Annotated in this window: 17 protein-coding genes; 7 read left to right on the forward strand and 10 right to left on the reverse strand. The window is 70.5% G+C overall.

Annotated elements, in window-relative coordinates; all coding sequences use genetic code 11:
* Positions 1–28: 28 nt before the first annotated feature.
* Genes ABWO84_RS07595 through ABWO84_RS07605 form a run of 3 tightly spaced genes read right to left on the reverse strand, consistent with a single transcriptional unit; the run spans position 29 to position 3,905 of the window.
* Positions 29–991, reverse strand: a complete 963-nt coding sequence (locus ABWO84_RS07595) for an NUDIX hydrolase (RefSeq protein ID WP_353113911.1) — start codon at positions 989–991, stop codon at positions 29–31.
* A gap of 34 nt (positions 992–1,025) precedes the next feature.
* Positions 1,026–3,191, reverse strand: a complete 2,166-nt coding sequence (locus ABWO84_RS07600; protein ID WP_353113912.1) for an RNA degradosome polyphosphate kinase — start codon at positions 3,189–3,191, stop codon at positions 1,026–1,028.
* Positions 3,192–3,230: 39 nt separating this feature from the next.
* The gene (locus ABWO84_RS07605; RefSeq protein ID WP_353113913.1) at positions 3,231–3,905 is read right to left on the reverse strand and encodes a response regulator transcription factor; all 675 of its coding nucleotides are present in this window, start codon (positions 3,903–3,905) and stop codon (positions 3,231–3,233) included.
* Between the two features lie 84 nt (positions 3,906–3,989).
* Between ABWO84_RS07605 and ABWO84_RS07610 the strand changes: the two genes are divergently transcribed.
* The 3 genes from ABWO84_RS07610 (at position 3,990) to ygfZ (ending at position 6,155) form a co-directional block, all read left to right on the forward strand.
* Positions 3,990–4,283 (forward strand): hypothetical protein, encoded by a 294-nt coding sequence (locus ABWO84_RS07610; RefSeq protein WP_353113914.1) that lies wholly within the window; start codon positions 3,990–3,992, stop codon positions 4,281–4,283.
* Between the two features lie 164 nt (positions 4,284–4,447).
* Positions 4,448–5,050 (forward strand): heme-binding beta-barrel domain-containing protein, encoded by a 603-nt coding sequence (locus ABWO84_RS07615; RefSeq protein ID WP_353113915.1) that lies wholly within the window; start codon positions 4,448–4,450, stop codon positions 5,048–5,050.
* Position 5,051: 1 nt separating this feature from the next.
* Positions 5,052–6,155 carry a CAF17-like 4Fe-4S cluster assembly/insertion protein YgfZ gene (gene ygfZ, locus ABWO84_RS07620; RefSeq protein WP_353113916.1) on the forward strand — a complete coding sequence of 368 codons (1,104 nt, stop codon included), beginning with the start codon at positions 5,052–5,054 and terminating at the stop codon, positions 6,153–6,155.
* A gap of 319 nt (positions 6,156–6,474) precedes the next feature.
* Here the strand turns inward: ygfZ and ABWO84_RS07625 are convergent, their stop codons facing one another.
* Positions 6,475–7,305: a class I SAM-dependent methyltransferase gene (locus tag ABWO84_RS07625; protein ID WP_502915400.1), complete on the reverse strand. Its 831-nt coding sequence runs from the start codon at positions 7,303–7,305 to the stop codon at positions 6,475–6,477.
* A gap of 257 nt (positions 7,306–7,562) precedes the next feature.
* Here ABWO84_RS07625 and ABWO84_RS07630 point away from each other — a divergent pair, with 257 nt between their 5' ends.
* Positions 7,563–8,306, forward strand: coding sequence for a phosphoglyceromutase (locus ABWO84_RS07630; RefSeq protein ID WP_353113918.1), 744 nt, complete (start codon positions 7,563–7,565; stop codon positions 8,304–8,306).
* Positions 8,307–8,366: 60 nt separating this feature from the next.
* Here ABWO84_RS07630 and phoU read toward each other — a convergent pair whose 3' ends face one another.
* Positions 8,367–9,077 (reverse strand): phosphate signaling complex protein PhoU, encoded by a 711-nt coding sequence (gene phoU, locus ABWO84_RS07635; RefSeq protein WP_353113919.1) that lies wholly within the window; start codon positions 9,075–9,077, stop codon positions 8,367–8,369.
* 197 nt (positions 9,078–9,274) lie between these two features.
* On the opposite strand from phoU, the gene ABWO84_RS07640 reads away from it, so the two are divergent.
* Positions 9,275–10,495 carry a sensor histidine kinase gene (locus tag ABWO84_RS07640; RefSeq protein ID WP_353113920.1) on the forward strand — a complete coding sequence of 407 codons (1,221 nt, stop codon included), beginning with the start codon at positions 9,275–9,277 and terminating at the stop codon, positions 10,493–10,495.
* A complete protein-coding gene (locus ABWO84_RS07645) occupies positions 10,492–11,175 on the forward strand; it encodes a response regulator (protein ID WP_353113921.1) in 684 nt (227 codons plus the stop codon). The genes ABWO84_RS07640 and ABWO84_RS07645 overlap by 4 nt, the downstream gene beginning before the upstream one ends.
* Positions 11,176–11,243: 68 nt before the next feature.
* On the opposite strand, the gene ABWO84_RS07650 is transcribed toward ABWO84_RS07645, so the two are convergent.
* Positions 11,244–11,756, reverse strand: a complete 513-nt coding sequence (locus ABWO84_RS07650) for a DNA modification methylase (protein WP_353113922.1) — start codon at positions 11,754–11,756, stop codon at positions 11,244–11,246.
* A 145-nt stretch (positions 11,757–11,901) separates the two neighbouring features.
* Between ABWO84_RS07650 and ABWO84_RS07655 the strand changes: the two genes are divergently transcribed.
* The gene (locus ABWO84_RS07655) at positions 11,902–12,384 is read left to right on the forward strand and encodes a CarD family transcriptional regulator (protein WP_353113923.1); all 483 of its coding nucleotides are present in this window, start codon (positions 11,902–11,904) and stop codon (positions 12,382–12,384) included.
* A 63-nt stretch (positions 12,385–12,447) separates the two neighbouring features.
* On the opposite strand, the gene ABWO84_RS07660 is transcribed toward ABWO84_RS07655, so the two are convergent.
* The 4 genes from ABWO84_RS07660 to ABWO84_RS07675 form a co-directional block, all read right to left on the reverse strand.
* Positions 12,448–13,248, reverse strand: coding sequence for an ABC transporter permease (locus tag ABWO84_RS07660; protein WP_353113924.1), 801 nt, complete (start codon positions 13,246–13,248; stop codon positions 12,448–12,450).
* On the reverse strand, positions 13,245–14,258 hold the full coding sequence (locus ABWO84_RS07665; protein ID WP_353113925.1) for an ABC transporter ATP-binding protein: 1,014 nt from the start codon (positions 14,256–14,258) through the stop codon (positions 13,245–13,247). Before ABWO84_RS07665 ends, ABWO84_RS07660 begins: the two co-directional genes overlap by 4 nt.
* A gap of 75 nt (positions 14,259–14,333) precedes the next feature.
* Complete coding sequence (locus ABWO84_RS07670) at positions 14,334–15,224, reverse strand: permease prefix domain 1-containing protein (RefSeq protein ID WP_353113926.1); 891 nt, start codon at positions 15,222–15,224, stop codon at positions 14,334–14,336.
* Positions 15,221–15,574 carry a PadR family transcriptional regulator gene (locus tag ABWO84_RS07675; RefSeq protein WP_353113927.1) on the reverse strand — a complete coding sequence of 118 codons (354 nt, stop codon included), beginning with the start codon at positions 15,572–15,574 and terminating at the stop codon, positions 15,221–15,223. The genes ABWO84_RS07670 and ABWO84_RS07675 overlap by 4 nt, the downstream gene beginning before the upstream one ends.
* Between the last annotated feature and the right edge of the window lie 76 nt (positions 15,575–15,650).

Below are 15,650 nucleotides of genomic sequence, written 5' to 3' on the forward strand. Positions count from 1 at the left end.
CGGTGCCGTCCCGCGGAAAGACGCCGGATCAGACCTGAGGGTCGTGCGTCTCGATCGAGATGATGCCGGAGCCGGGATTGGTGGCCGAGAGGTGGACGACGGAGAAGGCGCCCACCTCCAGGGCGCTCGCGCTGCCGACGTAGGAGCCGTGCAGCGTGCCGGTGGCGAGGGCGATCTCCGAGAGGATGCCGGGCAGCACCGGCCCATGGCTGCAGATCACCGCGGACTTGCGGGCCCGGACGCGCTTGCCGATCACGGCGCGGATGTCGGAGACTCCGTCCTCCCAGGCGTCCTGGCTGATGAGGTCGGTGAGCACCGGCTTGCGCTTCATGGTCTTCGCGAGGGGCGCGACGGTCTGCACGCAGCGCACCGCGTCGCTGGTGACGACGCGGCGCACGCCGAAGGCGCGCAGCGGTCCCACGATGGCCTTCGCCTGGGCGAGTCCGCGGCCCGTGAGCGGTCGCGCGGCATCGGCGCCGTCCCAGTCCGAGCGCGCGGTCGCCTTGGCGTGACGCAGCGCGATGAGCGGGAACGTGTGCAGCACGCCGTCGTCGACGAGCCGGGTGAAGTTGTCGAGGATCTCGACGTCGACCGGGTAGCTCAGCCGGGCCCGCGCCTTCTTCAGGCCGACCCATTCGACCGCCGCGATCTCGTTGTTGGGCACGAAAGCCGACTTCCGGATCGCGTCGTCGGTCGCCTCGGCGGCCCAGTAGTGCACGACCTTCTGCCGCTTGGGTTTCAGGAAGTACCTGCTCACGCCGACGGGCGCGCCGAGCGCGACACGGATGCCGGTCTCCTCGTGCACCTCGCGCACCGCGGTCTCGGCGAGCATCTCACCGGGGTCGACCTTGCCCTTGGGCAGCGTGACGTCGCGGTACTTCGTGCGGTGGATCAGCAGCACGCGGAGCTTGCCCTCGACGAGGCGCCACACGACCGCGCCCGCCGCGTACACGGCTCTGTCGGATGCCTTCGCGATGGTGGTCGGGATCATGGTGCCATTCAGGAGATCGACATGCCGTTCGAGGTCAGCGGGTCGCGCGCGGCCGGCGCTTGCGCTGCACCTGCGCCATTGTCTCATCCTGCAGGTCGATCAGCGGCTTCCCCTGCGCCGACTCCGCGAAGCGCGTCCACACGCCGCCCCCGCCGAGGTGCCAGGAGTTGGTGCCCTCGTCCATCGCCTTGTCGAACAGTGCGATGAGCTCCTTCACATGGCGCTGCTCGCTCACCCGCACCAGGGCCTCCACCCGGCGGTCGAGGTTGCGGTGCATCATGTCGGCGCTGCCGATGTACGCCTGCGGATCGCCGTCGTTGTCGAAGGCGAAGATCCGGGAGTGCTCCAGATAGCGGCCGAGGATGCTGCGCACCGTGATGTTGTCGCTCACGCCCGGGAGGTCGGTGCGCAGGCTGCAGATCCCGCGCACCCACACCTCCACCTTCACCCCGGCCTGGCTGGCGCGGTAGAGCGCATCGATGATCTGCTCGTCGACCATCGAGTTGACCTTGATGCGGATGCGCGCGGACTTCCCGTCCTCGGCGTTCTGCCGCTCGGCGTTGATGAGCCGCAGCAGCCCCTTGCGCAGGTGCAGCGGTGCGACGAGCAGGCGCTTGAACTTCTTCTCGATCGCGTAGCCGCTGAGCTCGTTGAACAGGCGCGTGAGGTCCTTGCCCACCTGAGCGTCGGCGGTGAACAGCCCGAAGTCCTCGTAGATGCGGCTGGTCTTCGGGTTGTAGTTGCCGGTCCCGACGTGCGAGTAGTGGCGCAGCACGCCGTCCTCCTCGCGGATCACCAGCGCGAGCTTGCAGTGCGTCTTCAGGCCGACGAGCCCGTAGACCACGTGCACGCCCGCCTTCTCGAGCTTGCGCGCCCAGACGATGTTGTTCGCCTCGTCGAACCGCGCCTTCACCTCGACGAGGGCGAGCACCTGCTTGCCCGCTTCGGCGGCGTCGATCAGCGCCTGCACGATCGGGCTGTCGCCCGAGGTGCGGTACAGCGTCTGCTTGATGGCGAGCACGTGCGGGTCGCGGGCGGCCTGCTCGAGGAAGGCCTGCACGCTGGTCGCGAACGACTCGTAGGGGTGGTGCACCAGCACGTCGCCCTTGCCGATCGCCTTGAAGACGTCGGGGCGCTCGTTGCTGTCGCCGGGCTGGAAGGCCACCGCGGTCGTCGGGAGGTGCGGCGGGTAGCGCAGGTCGGGACGGTCGATGCGGGACAGGTCGAACAGCCCGCGCAGGTCGAGCGGGCCGGGGAGACGGTAGACCTCCTGGTCGGTGATGTCGAGCTCGGTGATGAGCAGCTCGAGGGTCACGTCGTCCATGTCGTCGGTGATCTCCAGGCGGATCGGCGGACCGAACCGGCGCTTGAGCAGCTCGGCCTCGAGCGCCTGGATGAGGTTCTCGGACTCGTCCTCCTCGATCTCCACGTCCTCGTTGCGGGTGAGGCGGAAGGCGTGGTGGTCGAGCACCTCCATGCCCGGGAAGAGGTCGCCGAGGTGGTTGGCGATGAGCTCCTCGAGGCGGATGAAGCGGACGATCTCACCGCCGCCGGGGACCATGACGAAGCGGGGGAGCATGGGCGGCACCTTCAGACGCGCGAACTCCTGGCGTCCGGTGCGAGCGTTGCGGATGCGGATCGCGAGGTTGAGGGAGAGCCCCGAGATGTACGGGAACGGGTGGGCCGGGTCGACCGCGAGCGGCATGAGCACGGGGAAGACCTGCGCCTGGAAATACTCGGTCAGCGCACTGCGCTCACCGTCGGTGAGATCGGACCAGTCGGTGATCTCCACGCCGTTCTCGGCCAGGGCGGGACGCACGAGCTGTGTCCAGGCGTCGGCGTGGCGGAGCTGCAGCTTGTGGGCCTCGGCGGAGATGTCCGCGAGGACGTCCGTGGGCGCGCGCCCGACGTTGGTCGGCACGGCGAGGCCGGTGAGGATGCGTCGCTTGAGGCCCGCGACGCGCACCATGAAGAACTCGTCGAGGTTGCTGGCGAAGATCGCCAGGAAGTTCGCCCGCTCGAGCTCGGGCAGCGTCGGATCCTCGGCGAGCTCGAGCACGCGCTGGTTGAACGCGAGCCAGCTCAGCTCCCGGTCGAGGTAGCGGTGGTCGGGCAGCAGCGAGTCCGGCTCCTCGAGGGCGTCGAAGTCGTCGTCCTCGGCGTCGCCGAGCCCGGAGTCTGCCAGTGCGGGATCGATCATGCGTACATCCTCGCATCGACGAGTGACCAGCGGGTGAACTCAGGACGCCTCGGTCGGGTGGTCGTCGTAGATGTTGAAGCGGTAGCCGACGTTGCGCACCGTGCCGATGATCTGGTCGGCGTCGCCGAGCTTCGCCCGCAGCCGCCGCACGTGCACGTCCACCGTTCGGGTGCCGCCGAAGTAGTCGTATCCCCACACCTCGCTGAGCAGCTGCTCGCGGGTGAACACGCGATCGGGATGCGTGGCGAGGAAGTGCAGCAGCTGGAACTCCTTGTAGGTGAGGTCGAGCGGCTTGCCGTGCAGCTTGGCCGAATACGACTGCTCGTCGATCGTCACCCCGGACGCCTGCACCCGGTCCGGCTCCGATGCGGCGGCGCGGGAGATCGCCAGCCGGATGCGGGCGTCCGCCTCGGCGGGCCCCGCGGCGGCGAGCAGCACGTCGTCGAAGCCCCAGTCGGCAGACACGGCCGACAGTCCGCCCTCGGTGACGATCAGCAGCACGGGGGAGGAGGCGCCGACGGTTCCCGTCAGCAGGCGGCAGAGGGTCTTCGCCCCGACGAGGTCGGTGCGCCCGTCGACGAGCAGGACATCGGCCTCCGGCGCTGAGGCGACGTGCGCGGGAGAGGCAGGATGACGACGCACCTGGTGCGGCAGGAGCTCGAGCGAGGGCAGCACGGCGTCCGCATCCGCAGAGAACAGCAGCAGCCGGGCCACCAGACCATGCTAGCCACCCGCCGGCGCGCAGCCGTGGATCGCGTCATCTCCCGCCTCGGCCGACTCGTGGGGGAAGATAGAGGCATGACCGAACCTGCGCTCGCGCCGCGGAACGCCTACCACGGCGTCTTCGCCGTGTGGGGCGTCGCCCTCGTGGCCGCCGTCGTGCTGGGCATCGTGCTGCCCGAGGCCGACCGCGTGCCCTGGCTGCTCGTCGCCTTCGGCATCATCGTGCTGCTGTCCTTCGCGGTGCAGCTCTTCTATGCGCAGGTGGAGGGATTCATCGTGCGCCTGTCCGCGAGCGTGGTCGGCGCGCTCGTCGTGATGGGTCTCATCTCGGTCGGATTCGGCATCGCGGCGCTCATCCCCGCGTTCTGACCCGCTCCGCTCCTCAGCGGTGACGAGAGGCTAGAGTGGAGGCATGGACGTCCTCGCGCTCGAATACTTCTTCCTCGGTCTGCTGGGGCTGGCGAGCCTCGCGATCGTCTTCGTGGCCGGCGTGGTGCTGGTCAACCTGTTCCGCGGCCAGCGCTGATCGGATCGTGCTCGATCTGCCCACCGGCCTTCCCGCCGATCTCGGCCCGCTCTCGTGGCTGATCGGCGTGTGGGAGGGCACCGGGGTCATCGAATACTCCGCCGGTGAGCGGCGGCACCGGGGCGAGTTCTCGCATCGCGTGAGCTTCAGTCACGACGGTGGCCCGTTCCTCAACTACGCGGCCACCGCCTCGTTCCTGGGCGCGGAGGGGCGCGACGCCCCGATCCCGCTCGTCGCGGAGAGCGGCTTCTGGCGGCTGGGGCGCGCGCTCGGCGATGCCGAGCCCGGTCCGGCGCTGCTGCCTCCCGCGGAGCAGGCGGCCGCTCGCACCGCCGAAGACGTCGAGGAGCTCCGTACCGGCGACGGCTTCCCGCTCGAGGTGTCGCTCGCGCACTCCGACGGCACCCTGGAGCTCTACCTCGGACGCATCTCCGGTCCGAGGATCGACCTGGCGACCGATGCGGTGGTGCGCCCGGCGGGCGCGAAGCCCTACACGGCCGCCTCCCGGATGTACGGTCTCGTCGACGGGCATCTGCTCTGGGCCTGGGACATCGCGGCCTTCGACACGGCGCTGCGCCCGCACGCCTCGGCACGACTGGCGAGGGTCTGACGTGCCCGCATTCGATCAGAGGCCGGGGGCGGTGCGCGACGGCGCGGCGATCGCCCACTTCGGCGATCCGATCACCGAGCAGCGCCGGCTGGCGGCGGGGGCGGCCGTCGTTCCGCTCGAGGACCGCACCGTGATCGAGGTGGCCGGCGAGGACCGGCTCGGCTGGCTCGACTCGATCACCTCCCAGGCGCTGACCGGGCTGGCGCCGGGCGAGAGCACCGAGCTGCTGGTGCTCGATCCGCAGGGACGCGTCGAGCACGCGGCCGGAGTGTTCGAAGACGGATCGTCGGTGTGGCTGATCGCCGATGGCGGAGACGCCGAGGGGCTCGCCGCCTGGCTGCAGCGGATGGTCTTCCGCTCGCGCGCGACCGTGACCCTGCGCCCCGAACTGGCCCTGATGGGCTTCGTCGCCGGCGGCGAGGCCGAGAAGACCGTGGTCGCCGACGCCCCGAACGGGGGGCCGCTGGTCTGGGCCGACCCCTGGCAGCACGTCCAGCCCGGCGGGTTCCAGTACGCGCAGGCCGATCGGCATCCCGGGGAGGAGCTGGCGTGGCGCGTCGCGATCCTCTCCGACGCCGCCCCTCTCGCCGCCGGCGAGCTCGAGGTCGCGGGTGCGCTCGCCGCCGAGGCCCTGCGGCTCGCCGCCTGGCGACCACGCTGGTCGACCGAGGTCGATGAGCGGTCCCTTCCTCATGAGACGGACTGGATCCGCAGCGCGGTGCACCTGAACAAGGGCTGCTACCGCGGGCAGGAGACGGTCGCGAAGGTGCACAACCTCGGGCATCCGCCGCGCCGCCTGGTCGCGCTGCAGCTCGACGGGAGCGACGCGGTGCTGCCGGAGCCCGGCGCCCCGGTGCTCGCTGGCGACGAGGAGGTCGGCCGGGTGACCTCGGTCGCGCGCCACCATGAGGACGGTCCGATCGCGCTCGCGATCCTCTCCCGCCGGGCGCCGGTCGGCGATCTCGTCGTCCGTGCCGATGGCGTCGACGTCGCCGCGGCCCAGCAGGTGATCGTGCCGGCCGACGCCGGCGCCACCGCCGACGTCCCCCGCCTCACCCGGCTCTCGCGGCGGCCTGCCGGCGAGGATCCCCGCGCCGCGCACTGAACCCCGGGCGGTCCGGGCTGTGTCCCCCTCGAGGAGCGTTGCCGGATGGCGTGCGGATGCGGGCGGAGCCCGTGGATGCCGAGGAGCCGGTGCGCACGCACGAGGTGATCGACGGAGCCGATCCGGAGCACATCGACGCCGTGCGCGGGGGTGACCGGAAGCCGGTTCGACAAGGTGCGGCAGCCCGCACTGCAGAAACATGCCCACCTGCGCGAACATGCCCGCCTGCGCGCGTTCCAGCGCCGTGGGGCCCCCACCGGCCTCGACCGGCTGTGCGAGCGCGGGGTTGAAGACGTCCCCGGGGAGTCGGCGGATCGGCTCAGGCCGCCGGGGCGACGACGCTCCACGGCACCGTGAGCTCGCCGAGCCGCCAGCGCCGCCTGTCGCCCCGCACGGGGACGCCCTGATCGCGCAGCGCGCCCGCGACCGCGATGAAGCGCTGGCTCGCGCCGAACGCCGACAGGGGCGCGGCCCGCTCCCACTCGCGGTCGAGCGCCTGCAGCAGTCCGTGCACGCGCTCGCCGGGGACGTTGCGGTGGATGAGGGCCTTCGGCAGCCGCTCGGCCACGATACCCGGGCGCTCGAGGTCCGAGAGCCGCAGCGAGATCGTGAAGCACTGCGGGGCGCCGTCGGCGTCGACCTCCGCCCAGGAGGCGACCCGTCCGATCTCGTCGCAGGTCCCCTCGAACAGCAGGCCGCCGGGTGCGAGTCGCGCGCCCACCGTCTGCCAGGCCTGTGCGACGTCGGCCTCGTCGTACTGCCGCAGCACGTTCATCGCGCGGATGACCGCGGGCCGCCGCCCGCCGGGGACCGGCACCTCGAAGCCTCCGCGCGCGAAGCCCACCGGGAGGTCGGAGGGGAACCCCGTGTCCCCGGCGCGCACCTCCTCGAGCTGGCGACGAGCGGTTGTCACGCGTCCGGGGTCGAGCTCGAGGCCGAGGACCTCGGCGTCGTCGCGGACGGTCCGCAGCCGGCGGGCGAGCTCGAAGGCCGTGACGCCGCTGGCGCCGAAGCCCAGGTCGATCACGAGAGGGTCAGCCGCCTTGCGGAAGGCCCGGGAAGCGGCGATCGCGCGGTCGTTGCGCCGCAGCCGGTTGGTGCCGGTCGTGCCCCGCGTGGGCTGTCCGATCGGTGACGCCATGCCTCCCATTCTCCTCTCTCCGCTGTCTTCGCTCTCCTCCGCCCGCCGCTCCATCCCGGAACACAACGGAGCGCTCCGGGAACACAAGGGCGCGGGGGTGCTCCCGGAACGAGCATCGGGGTGCCGCCGAAGGCGGCGGGGTCCCCGTCCTGCGAGTGCAGGGAGCACCCCCGCGCCCGGGACCCTCTCTTCCTCTCCGTACCTTCCTCTCCGTGCCCTCGGCTTTCCTCGACGTCCCCTTCGACGTCCCTCGATAAGCTGAAGGCATGACGCGCACCCTGATCCTGCTCCGCCACGGCCAGAGCGAATGGAACGAGCTGAACCTCTTCACCGGCTGGGTGGACGTCCGCCTGACCGACCAGGGCAAGGGCGAGGCCCGCCGCGGCGGCGAGCTGCTGGCGGAGTCGGGCATCCTCCCCGACGTGCTGCACACCTCGCTGCTGAGCCGCGCGATCCAGACCGCGGACATCGCGCTCGACGCCGCCGACCGCCTGTGGATCCCGGTGACGCGCTCGTGGCGCCTCAACGAGCGCCACTACGGAGCGCTGCAGGGCAAGGACAAGGCGCAGACGCTGGAGGAGTTCGGCCCTGAGCAGTTCCAGCTGTGGCGTCGTTCCTTCGACGTTCCGCCGCCGCCCCTCGACGACGCGAGCGAGTTCAGCCAGGTGAACGACCCGCGATACGCCGGGATCGACGGCGAGGTGCCGCGTACCGAGTCGCTGAAGCTCGTCATCGACCGTCTGCTGCCCTACTGGGAGAGCGCGATCGTGCCCGACCTCGCGGCGGGCAAGACCGTGATGGTCACCGCGCACGGCAACTCGCTGCGCGGACTCGTGAAGCACCTCGAGGGAATCAGCGACGACGACATCGCGGAGCTGAACATCCCCACCGGCATCCCGCTGGTCTACGAGCTCGACGACGACAACGTGCCGACCGGTCCCGGCCGCTACCTCGACCCGGAGGCCGCCGCCGCCGGCGCGGCCGCGGTGGCCGCCCAGGGCAAGAAGTAAGCCTCGACGACATGAGGAGGGGGCGGGTGCCGCAGCACCCGCCCCCTCCTCATGTCTGCGTCAGGACTCGTCGGCGGGAGCCGCCTCGGCGACCTGTGCCTCGGCGGCGAGGGTGATGGTCTCGTCGTCGACGGCCCAGTCGCCGGTGGCGAGGTAGACGACCTTCTTCGCGACGGCCACCGCGTGGTCGGCGAAGCGCTCGTGGTAGCGGCTGGCGAGCGTGGCGTCGACGGTCGCCGTGGCCTCGCCCTTCCAGTTGTCGCTGAGCACCTTCTCGAAGACGCGGGCGTGCAGCTCGTCGACGTCGTCGTCCGCGTTGCGGATGGTGTCGGCGAGGCGGAGATCCTGGGTGCGGAGGAGCTCGGTGAGGGTGCTGGAGATCTCGACGTCCAGTTCGCCCATCCGGGTGAAGGTGCTCTTGAGCCCCTTGGGGATGGCGCGCTCGGGGAAGCGCAGGCGCGCGAGCTGCGCGATGTGCTCGGCCATGTCGCCCATGCGCTCGAGCGATGCGCTCACACGGAGCGCGGTGATGACGATGCGCAGGTCGCGGGCGACCGGCTGCTGCCGGGCGAGGATCTCGATGGCCTGCTCGTCGAGGACGACGGCGAGCTCGTCGATCTTGGCGTCGTCGGCGATGACCTCCTCCGCAAGGGTCACGTCGCTGGTCGCGAACGCGCGGGTGGCCTTGTCGATCGAGACGGTGACGAGGCTCGCGATCTCGACCAGGCGGGCCTGCAGATCCTCGAGGGACTGGTGGAAGACTTCGCGCATGTTCCGGCGCAACCTTTCGTCGTGGGGTCGGCGTGGGGCCGAGGAGGGCGCGTGCGCGGGCGGCGCGACGACCCGAGGGCGATTGTGTCCGTCGAAGGTTAACGAACGGTGCCCGACACGTGAATACTAGGCCGTGCGCCCGCTCGTGGCGTGGCCACGCGCGGGATCGGCGGCTGAACGGGCTCTACTCTTGAGTGATGACCTCCCCCCAGATCGCCCTGATCGCGCTCGCTGTCGGAGCGGTCATCGGCGTCGGTGTGGTGCTGCTGATCGGGTGGGCGTACCGGGCGCGCGCGCAGGCGGTGGAGGAGACGTCGAGCGCTGTTCCGCACGGTGCCGCCGAGGTGCTCGCGAGCATGGATGATGCGGCCTGTGTGATGGACGCCTCGGGCCTGGTCGTCGCCGCGTCGCACGCCGCCGCCCGGTTCGGCATCGAGGTCGGCACGGTGCTGGAGAACGCCGACCTCCGGCAGCTGGTGCGCTCGGTGCGGCAGGCGGGGACGAGCGAGACGCAGACCATGCGGCTGTCGCGGGGCGGGCTGCGGTTGGATCCGCGCCTGGTGTCCGCGCGCGCGAGCGCTATGGGGCCCCGCCTGACGCTCCTGATCATCCGCGACGTCACCGAGCGCGAGCGGCTCGACCAGATGCGCAACGACTTCGTGGCGAACACCAGCCACGAGCTGAAGACCCCGGTGGGTGCGGTGAGCCTGCTCGCCGAGGCGATCGAGTCGGCCGCGGACGATCCCGCGCAGGTGCGCGTCTTCGCATCCCGGATCCTGGCCGAGGCTGCGAGGCTCGGCCAGCTCACCGGCCGGATCATGAGCCTGTCCCGGCTGCAGGCGGCCGACGGTCTCACCGAGGTGACGCCGGTGTCGCTCGACGAGGTGATCGCCTCGTCGCTCGAGGCGCACACGGTGCAGGCGGACTCGGCGGCGGTCGAGCTGGCCCGCGGCGGCGACCGGGGCGTATGGGTGCGGGGTGACGCGCAGATCCTCGTCGAGGCGATCGGCAACCTGCTGGCCAACGCGATCGCGTATTCGCCGAAGGGCTCCCGTGTGGGGATCGGCGTGAAGGCGGACGGCGAGGTCGTCGAGATCGCCGTCACCGATCAGGGGATCGGGATCGCCGAAGAGGACCGCGAGCGCATCTTCGAGCGCTTCTACCGCGCAGACGAGGCACGATCCCGCCGCACCGGAGGCACGGGCCTCGGTCTCTCGATCGTCAAGCACGCCACCCAGCGCCACGGCGGCGAGGTGCGGCTCTGGTCGCGGCCCGGCCGCGGCTCCACCTTCACCATCCGCCTTCCGCGGATCGACGCCCCGGACGTCGTCGATCCCGGCAAGAAGAAGTCCAAGAAGAAGCGGGCGCGCAAGGCCGCCAAGGGGCAGGCGCGCACCCGGAACGGAGAGAAAGCATGACCCGCATCCTTCTCGTCGAGGACGAGCCCGATCTCGCGGATCCGCTCGCCTATCTGCTGCGCCGCGAGGGCTACGAGGTGGAGATCGCCGAGGACGGCCCGGGCGCTCTCGCGGCGTTCCGGGAGCGCGGGGCGGACATCGTCCTCCTCGACCTCATGCTCCCGGGGATGCCGGGGACCGAGGTCTGCAAGCAGATCCGCCAGACGTCCTCCGTGCCGATCATCATGCTCACCGCGAAGGACTCGGAGGTCGACATCGTGGTGGGCCTCGAGCTCGGGGCGGATGACTACATCACCAAGCCGTACTCATCCCGGGAGCTGCTGGCGCGCATGCGCGCGGTGCTGCGCCGGGTGGTGCAGGCCGAGAGCGAGCTCGACGAGCGGGTGCTCGAGGGCGGCCGGGTGAGCCTGGACATCGACCGGCACACGGTCGCGGTCGGCGGTGAGCAGATCAACATGCCGCTGAAGGAGTTCGAGCTGCTCGAGGTGCTGATGCGCAACTCCGGTCGCGTGCTCACCCGCGGTCAGCTGATCGACCGGGTGTGGGGGAGTGACTACTTCGGCGACACGAAGACCCTCGACGTGCACATCAAGCGCATCCGCTCCCGTATCGAGGAGAACCCCTCGGAGCCGGTGATGCTGGTCACGGTCCGCGGTCTCGGGTACCGCTTCGAGGGCTGACGAGGCCGAGATGAAGAGGAGGCCAGCGCCCAGGGCGCCGGCCTCCTCTTCTTCGGAGCTCGTGGATGCTACGACGTCGGCTTGTCCGTCTCGGTCGGCAGCGGGGTCGGCGCCTCGGTGGGCACGAGGTCGGCGTAGTACGGCAGGGCGCCGTCGAGCACGGGGACCTCGTCGGCGCGGCCGGTGGAGTCGCCTGACTGGAAGAAGACCTTGACGTTGGCTCCCGCCTTGACGTCGAGTCCGTCGATGCGCAGCGGCTCCTCGTCGGCGCCGAGCTTGAGGCTGCCGCCGGCGGGCACCTTCACGGCGATCGCCGGGAGGTCGCCCACCGTGATGTGGAGGGTCTGCGACGAGTCGGTGTCGTTGATGATGCCGGCGACGAAGTTGCCGACCGAGCCGTCCTCGTTCGCGATGATCATCGCGTTGCGCACCTTCACGGGGCCCGACTCGTCGTTGATGTTGACGCCGTCGGAGGCCGAGTACGCGATGGTGCTCGCCTGGTGTGTGATGAAGGTGCAGCCCGTGGTGCCGAACAGGGCGACGGCGCAGAGAGCGATGGACGCAGCAAGGCGCGATTTCACGGATCCTCCTGAGGTGCAGTCGATGGTCCGCGACAAGTCTAGTGGGTGCGGGAGCCTTCCCCGGAGCGCGGTCGCCGGATGCGGGGGCAAACCTTAGTGCATATTCGCTGTGGTATCCTGGAGATCGCCGAAAGGACACGTTTTTATGCTTTTTGAGGTTGGCGAGACCGTCGTCTATCCGCACCACGGGGCCGCGACGATCATCGAGGTCAAAGACCGCATCATCAAGGGTGAGACCAAGAAGTATCTGAAGCTCAACGTCACCCAGGGCGATCTGATCATCGAGGTTCCCGCAGAGAACGTCGACCTGGTCGGCGTGCGCGACGTGATCGGCAAGGAGGGGCTCGACCACGTGTTCGAGGTGCTCCGCGCCCCGTTCACCGAGGAGCCGACCAACTGGTCGCGCCGCTACAAGGCGAACCTCGAGAAGCTCGCATCGGGCGACGTCATCAAGGTCAGCGAGGTCGTGCGCGACCTCTGGCGCCGCGATCAGGACCGCGGCCTGTCCGCGGGGGAGAAGCGGATGCTGGCCAAGGCCCGGCAGATCCTCATCTCCGAGCTCGCGCTCGCCGAGAAGATCGACGAGGACAAGGCCGGCGAGCTGCTCGACGAGGTGCTCGCCTCCTGACGGAGTCGTGAGGGAGGGCGGATGCTTCGGCGTCCGCCCTCCCTCATTTTCTCTGTGCTCCGGTCAGATCGACCGCTGATAGTTGCGGATGGCCCGCACCGACCAGATGAAGGCGAGCACCGCCAGGGCGAGGAGGCCGGCCGCCTGCCACCAGCCCGCGGCGGGGTAGGCGCCGGTGAGGCCGCCCCGCCCGAGCTCGACGGCCCAGGTCATCGGGTTCCAGCGCGCGACGTTCTGCACCCACTCCGGCATCGCGGCGGCGGGCATCATCGTGGTCGAGAGGAAGGTCGCCGGCAGCACGATCAGCTGCGAGAGGCTGATCAGCGCGATCTGGCTGCGCGCGGTCAGCGCCACGGCGGCCGAGGCGCTGCAGAAGATCGCCGCGAGCAGCGTCGCCACGCCGACGGCGGCGAGCATCCCGAGGAAGCCGCCCGGATAGCGGGCCCCGCCCAGCCAGCCGATGCCGAGCACCACCACGGACTGCAGCAGGTTGATCACCAGCTGCTGCGCGAGCTGCCCGGCGACGATCGACGAGCGCGACAGCGGCGAGGTGAGGTACTGGTCCATCACGCCGGAGTCGATGTCCTCGATGAAGCCGGTGCCGGCCCAGGCGCCCGAGTACAGCACGGTCATCATGAGGATGCCCGGCACCAGATAGCCGATGTACCCCTGCGAGCCGAACTGAGGCAGCGCGCCGAGGGCGTGGAACACCTGCCCGAACAGCAGGATCCAGATGACCGGCTGGATGAGGCTCATGATCGGGCCCCAGGCCTCCCGGATCGAGACGAGCGACCAGCGGCGGAAGACCTGGCCCGTCTGGGTCAGCCATCCGGGCGCGGTGGCCGGGGCGGTGATGGCGCTCATGCGGCGACCTCCTCTGCGGCGGAGACGGCGTCGCCTCCGAACGTGTGGCCGACGAAGTGCAGGTACACGTCGTCGAGGGTGGGGTGCGAGGCGGAGACCTGCGCATAGCGGATGCCGGCGGCGTCGAGCGCGGAGATCACCTGGCCGACCGCCGCCGATGCGTCGTCGACGCGGGCGATGAGCTGTCCGCCGACGCCGGCGGCCTCGACGACGACGTCGCGGAGCGCGGGGACCGTCCTCGCGGCCGCGCGCACGCTCTCGGCGTCCGGCTCGACCAGGGCGACCCGCACGGTGTCGCCGTGCAGAGCCGCCTTGAGCTCCTCGGGCGTTCCCTGTGCCACCGCCGTGCCACGGTCGACGAGCAGCAGCTCATGGGCGAGGCGATCGGCCTCCTCCATGTAGTGCGTGGTGAGGATGACGGTGAGCGACTCCTCGGCGGAGAGCCGGCGGATCTCGTTCCACATCGCCGCCCGCGCCTCGGGGTCGAGCCCGGTCGTGGGCTCGTCGAGGAAGAGCACGCGAGGGCGGTGGACGAGTGCGGCGGCCACGTCGAGCCGTCGTCGCATCCCGCCGGAGAACGTCTTCACCGGGCGGTCCGCGGCGTCGGCGAGGGCGAACTCGTCGAGGAGGTGCGTGGCCCGCGACCGGGCGTCCACGGTGGTGGCGCCACGCATCCTGGCGGCGATGACGAGGTTCTCGGCCGCTGTCAGGTGCGGGTCGGTGGCGGCGCCCTGCGAGACGTAGCCGATCGCGCTGCGCACGGCGGCCGCCTCCGAGGCGACGTCGTGCCCGGCGACGACGGCCCGTCCGCCGGTGGGGCGGGAGAGGGTCGTGAGGATCTTGGTGGTGGTCGACTTCCCTGCGCCGTTGGGGCCGAGGAGGCCGAACACGCGCCCCGGTGGAACGGAGAAGGAGAGGTCGTCGAGGGCGCGCACCGCGGGGCGGCGGCTTCTGCCGCGATAGACCTTCACGAGGTCTTCTGCGACGACGGCGGGGCTGTTTTCGGGCATGACGGGACATCCCTTCTTTCGAATGGGTCTTTCAGACGGTCTCGCGAAACGGGTGGGAGGTGCCGGCGGCGCCGGTCAGTCCCTCTTCTCGGGGCGGAACAGCATGCGGGCGAGCAGCAGCATCATCGCGGCGAACCCGCCGACGAAGGCGACCGGCGCCCACCACCATCCGACGGTGAAGACGAGCACGGCGATGATCGCAAAGGTCACGATCCAGAGCACGGCGGTGTAGATGCCGAAGCGCGCGGCGGTCTCCGGCTCGCGCTCGAACCGGTTCGGCGGGGTGTCGTGGTGCACCATACGGGTCCACGCCTTGTGCCGATTGGTCTGCGTCGCTCCGAGGAAGGCGAACAGGATGATCGAGGCGATCACGCCGAGGGCGGCGAAGACCACGCACCAGACGGGGAGTGCCTGGAGTCCGACCAGCCCGGCGAACCCGAGGCCGAACAGGGCGAGGAAGCTCGCCACCCCGTAGCCGGCCGCGCGGGTCTCGGGCATCGGGTGGTTGGTGGTGGTCTCCTGGGACAGCGAGTCACCGACCAGGAGCCAGAGCCCGGTGGAGGCGACCCCGAGGAAGGCGATGAGCGGGCCGGCCGGAACGGTGATCACGTGTGTGGCGCCGAGCACCGCGAGCACGACGCCCACGACGATCATGAGCGACCAGACCGTGGCGCGCACGACGAAGCCCGGCTTGGGCCGGACGCGGTGGCGCAGCGCCAGGGCGGTGTAGCCGGACGGGGCGCGCCCGCCGGTCTCCCCGACCGCCTCGTCGAGCAGCGCGCGCACGTCGCCGAGCTCGGCGACCGCCTGGCGGGCGGCGTCTGCGGGGGAGGCGCCGCCCGCGACCAGCTCGTCGACCTGGGCGGAGAGGTTCGCCCGGATCTCCTCCTTGAGGTCCTGTGCGTCGGGGGTCATCTCGATCCCGGCGAACGCCTCGTCGAGGAGGCGGTGGATGTCGGTGTTCATGAGTTCTCTTCCTTCACGTCCAGGAGTGCGTCGATGATGCGGCGGGTGGCGACCCAGGCCGCGACGTTGCCGCGGTAGACCGCGCGGCCGGCATCGGTGATCCTGTAGTACTTGCGACGGCCGCCCTGCGTCTCGTCGCCCCAGGACGACTCGACGAGGCCGTCCTTCTCGAGCCGGCGGTAGGTGGCGTACAGGGTCGCCTCCTTGATCTCGTGGTCGCCGCCGGTCGCATCGCGGATCGCCTTGTAGATCTCGAATCCGTAGCGCTCGCCGCCGCGCAGCACGCCGAGCACGATCGTGTCCGTGTGGCCGCGCAGCAGGTCCGCCGCGAAGGCATCCTCTTTGGTCATGTCAAGTACTGTATCAGATCAAGTACTTGACGCAATAGGGAACATGCGTCGCCGCCGAGCGGATGCCGTGGAGGGT

Source organism: Microbacterium sp. (assembly GCF_040394595.1).
Lineage (GTDB): Bacteria > Actinomycetota > Actinomycetes > Actinomycetales > Microbacteriaceae > Microbacterium.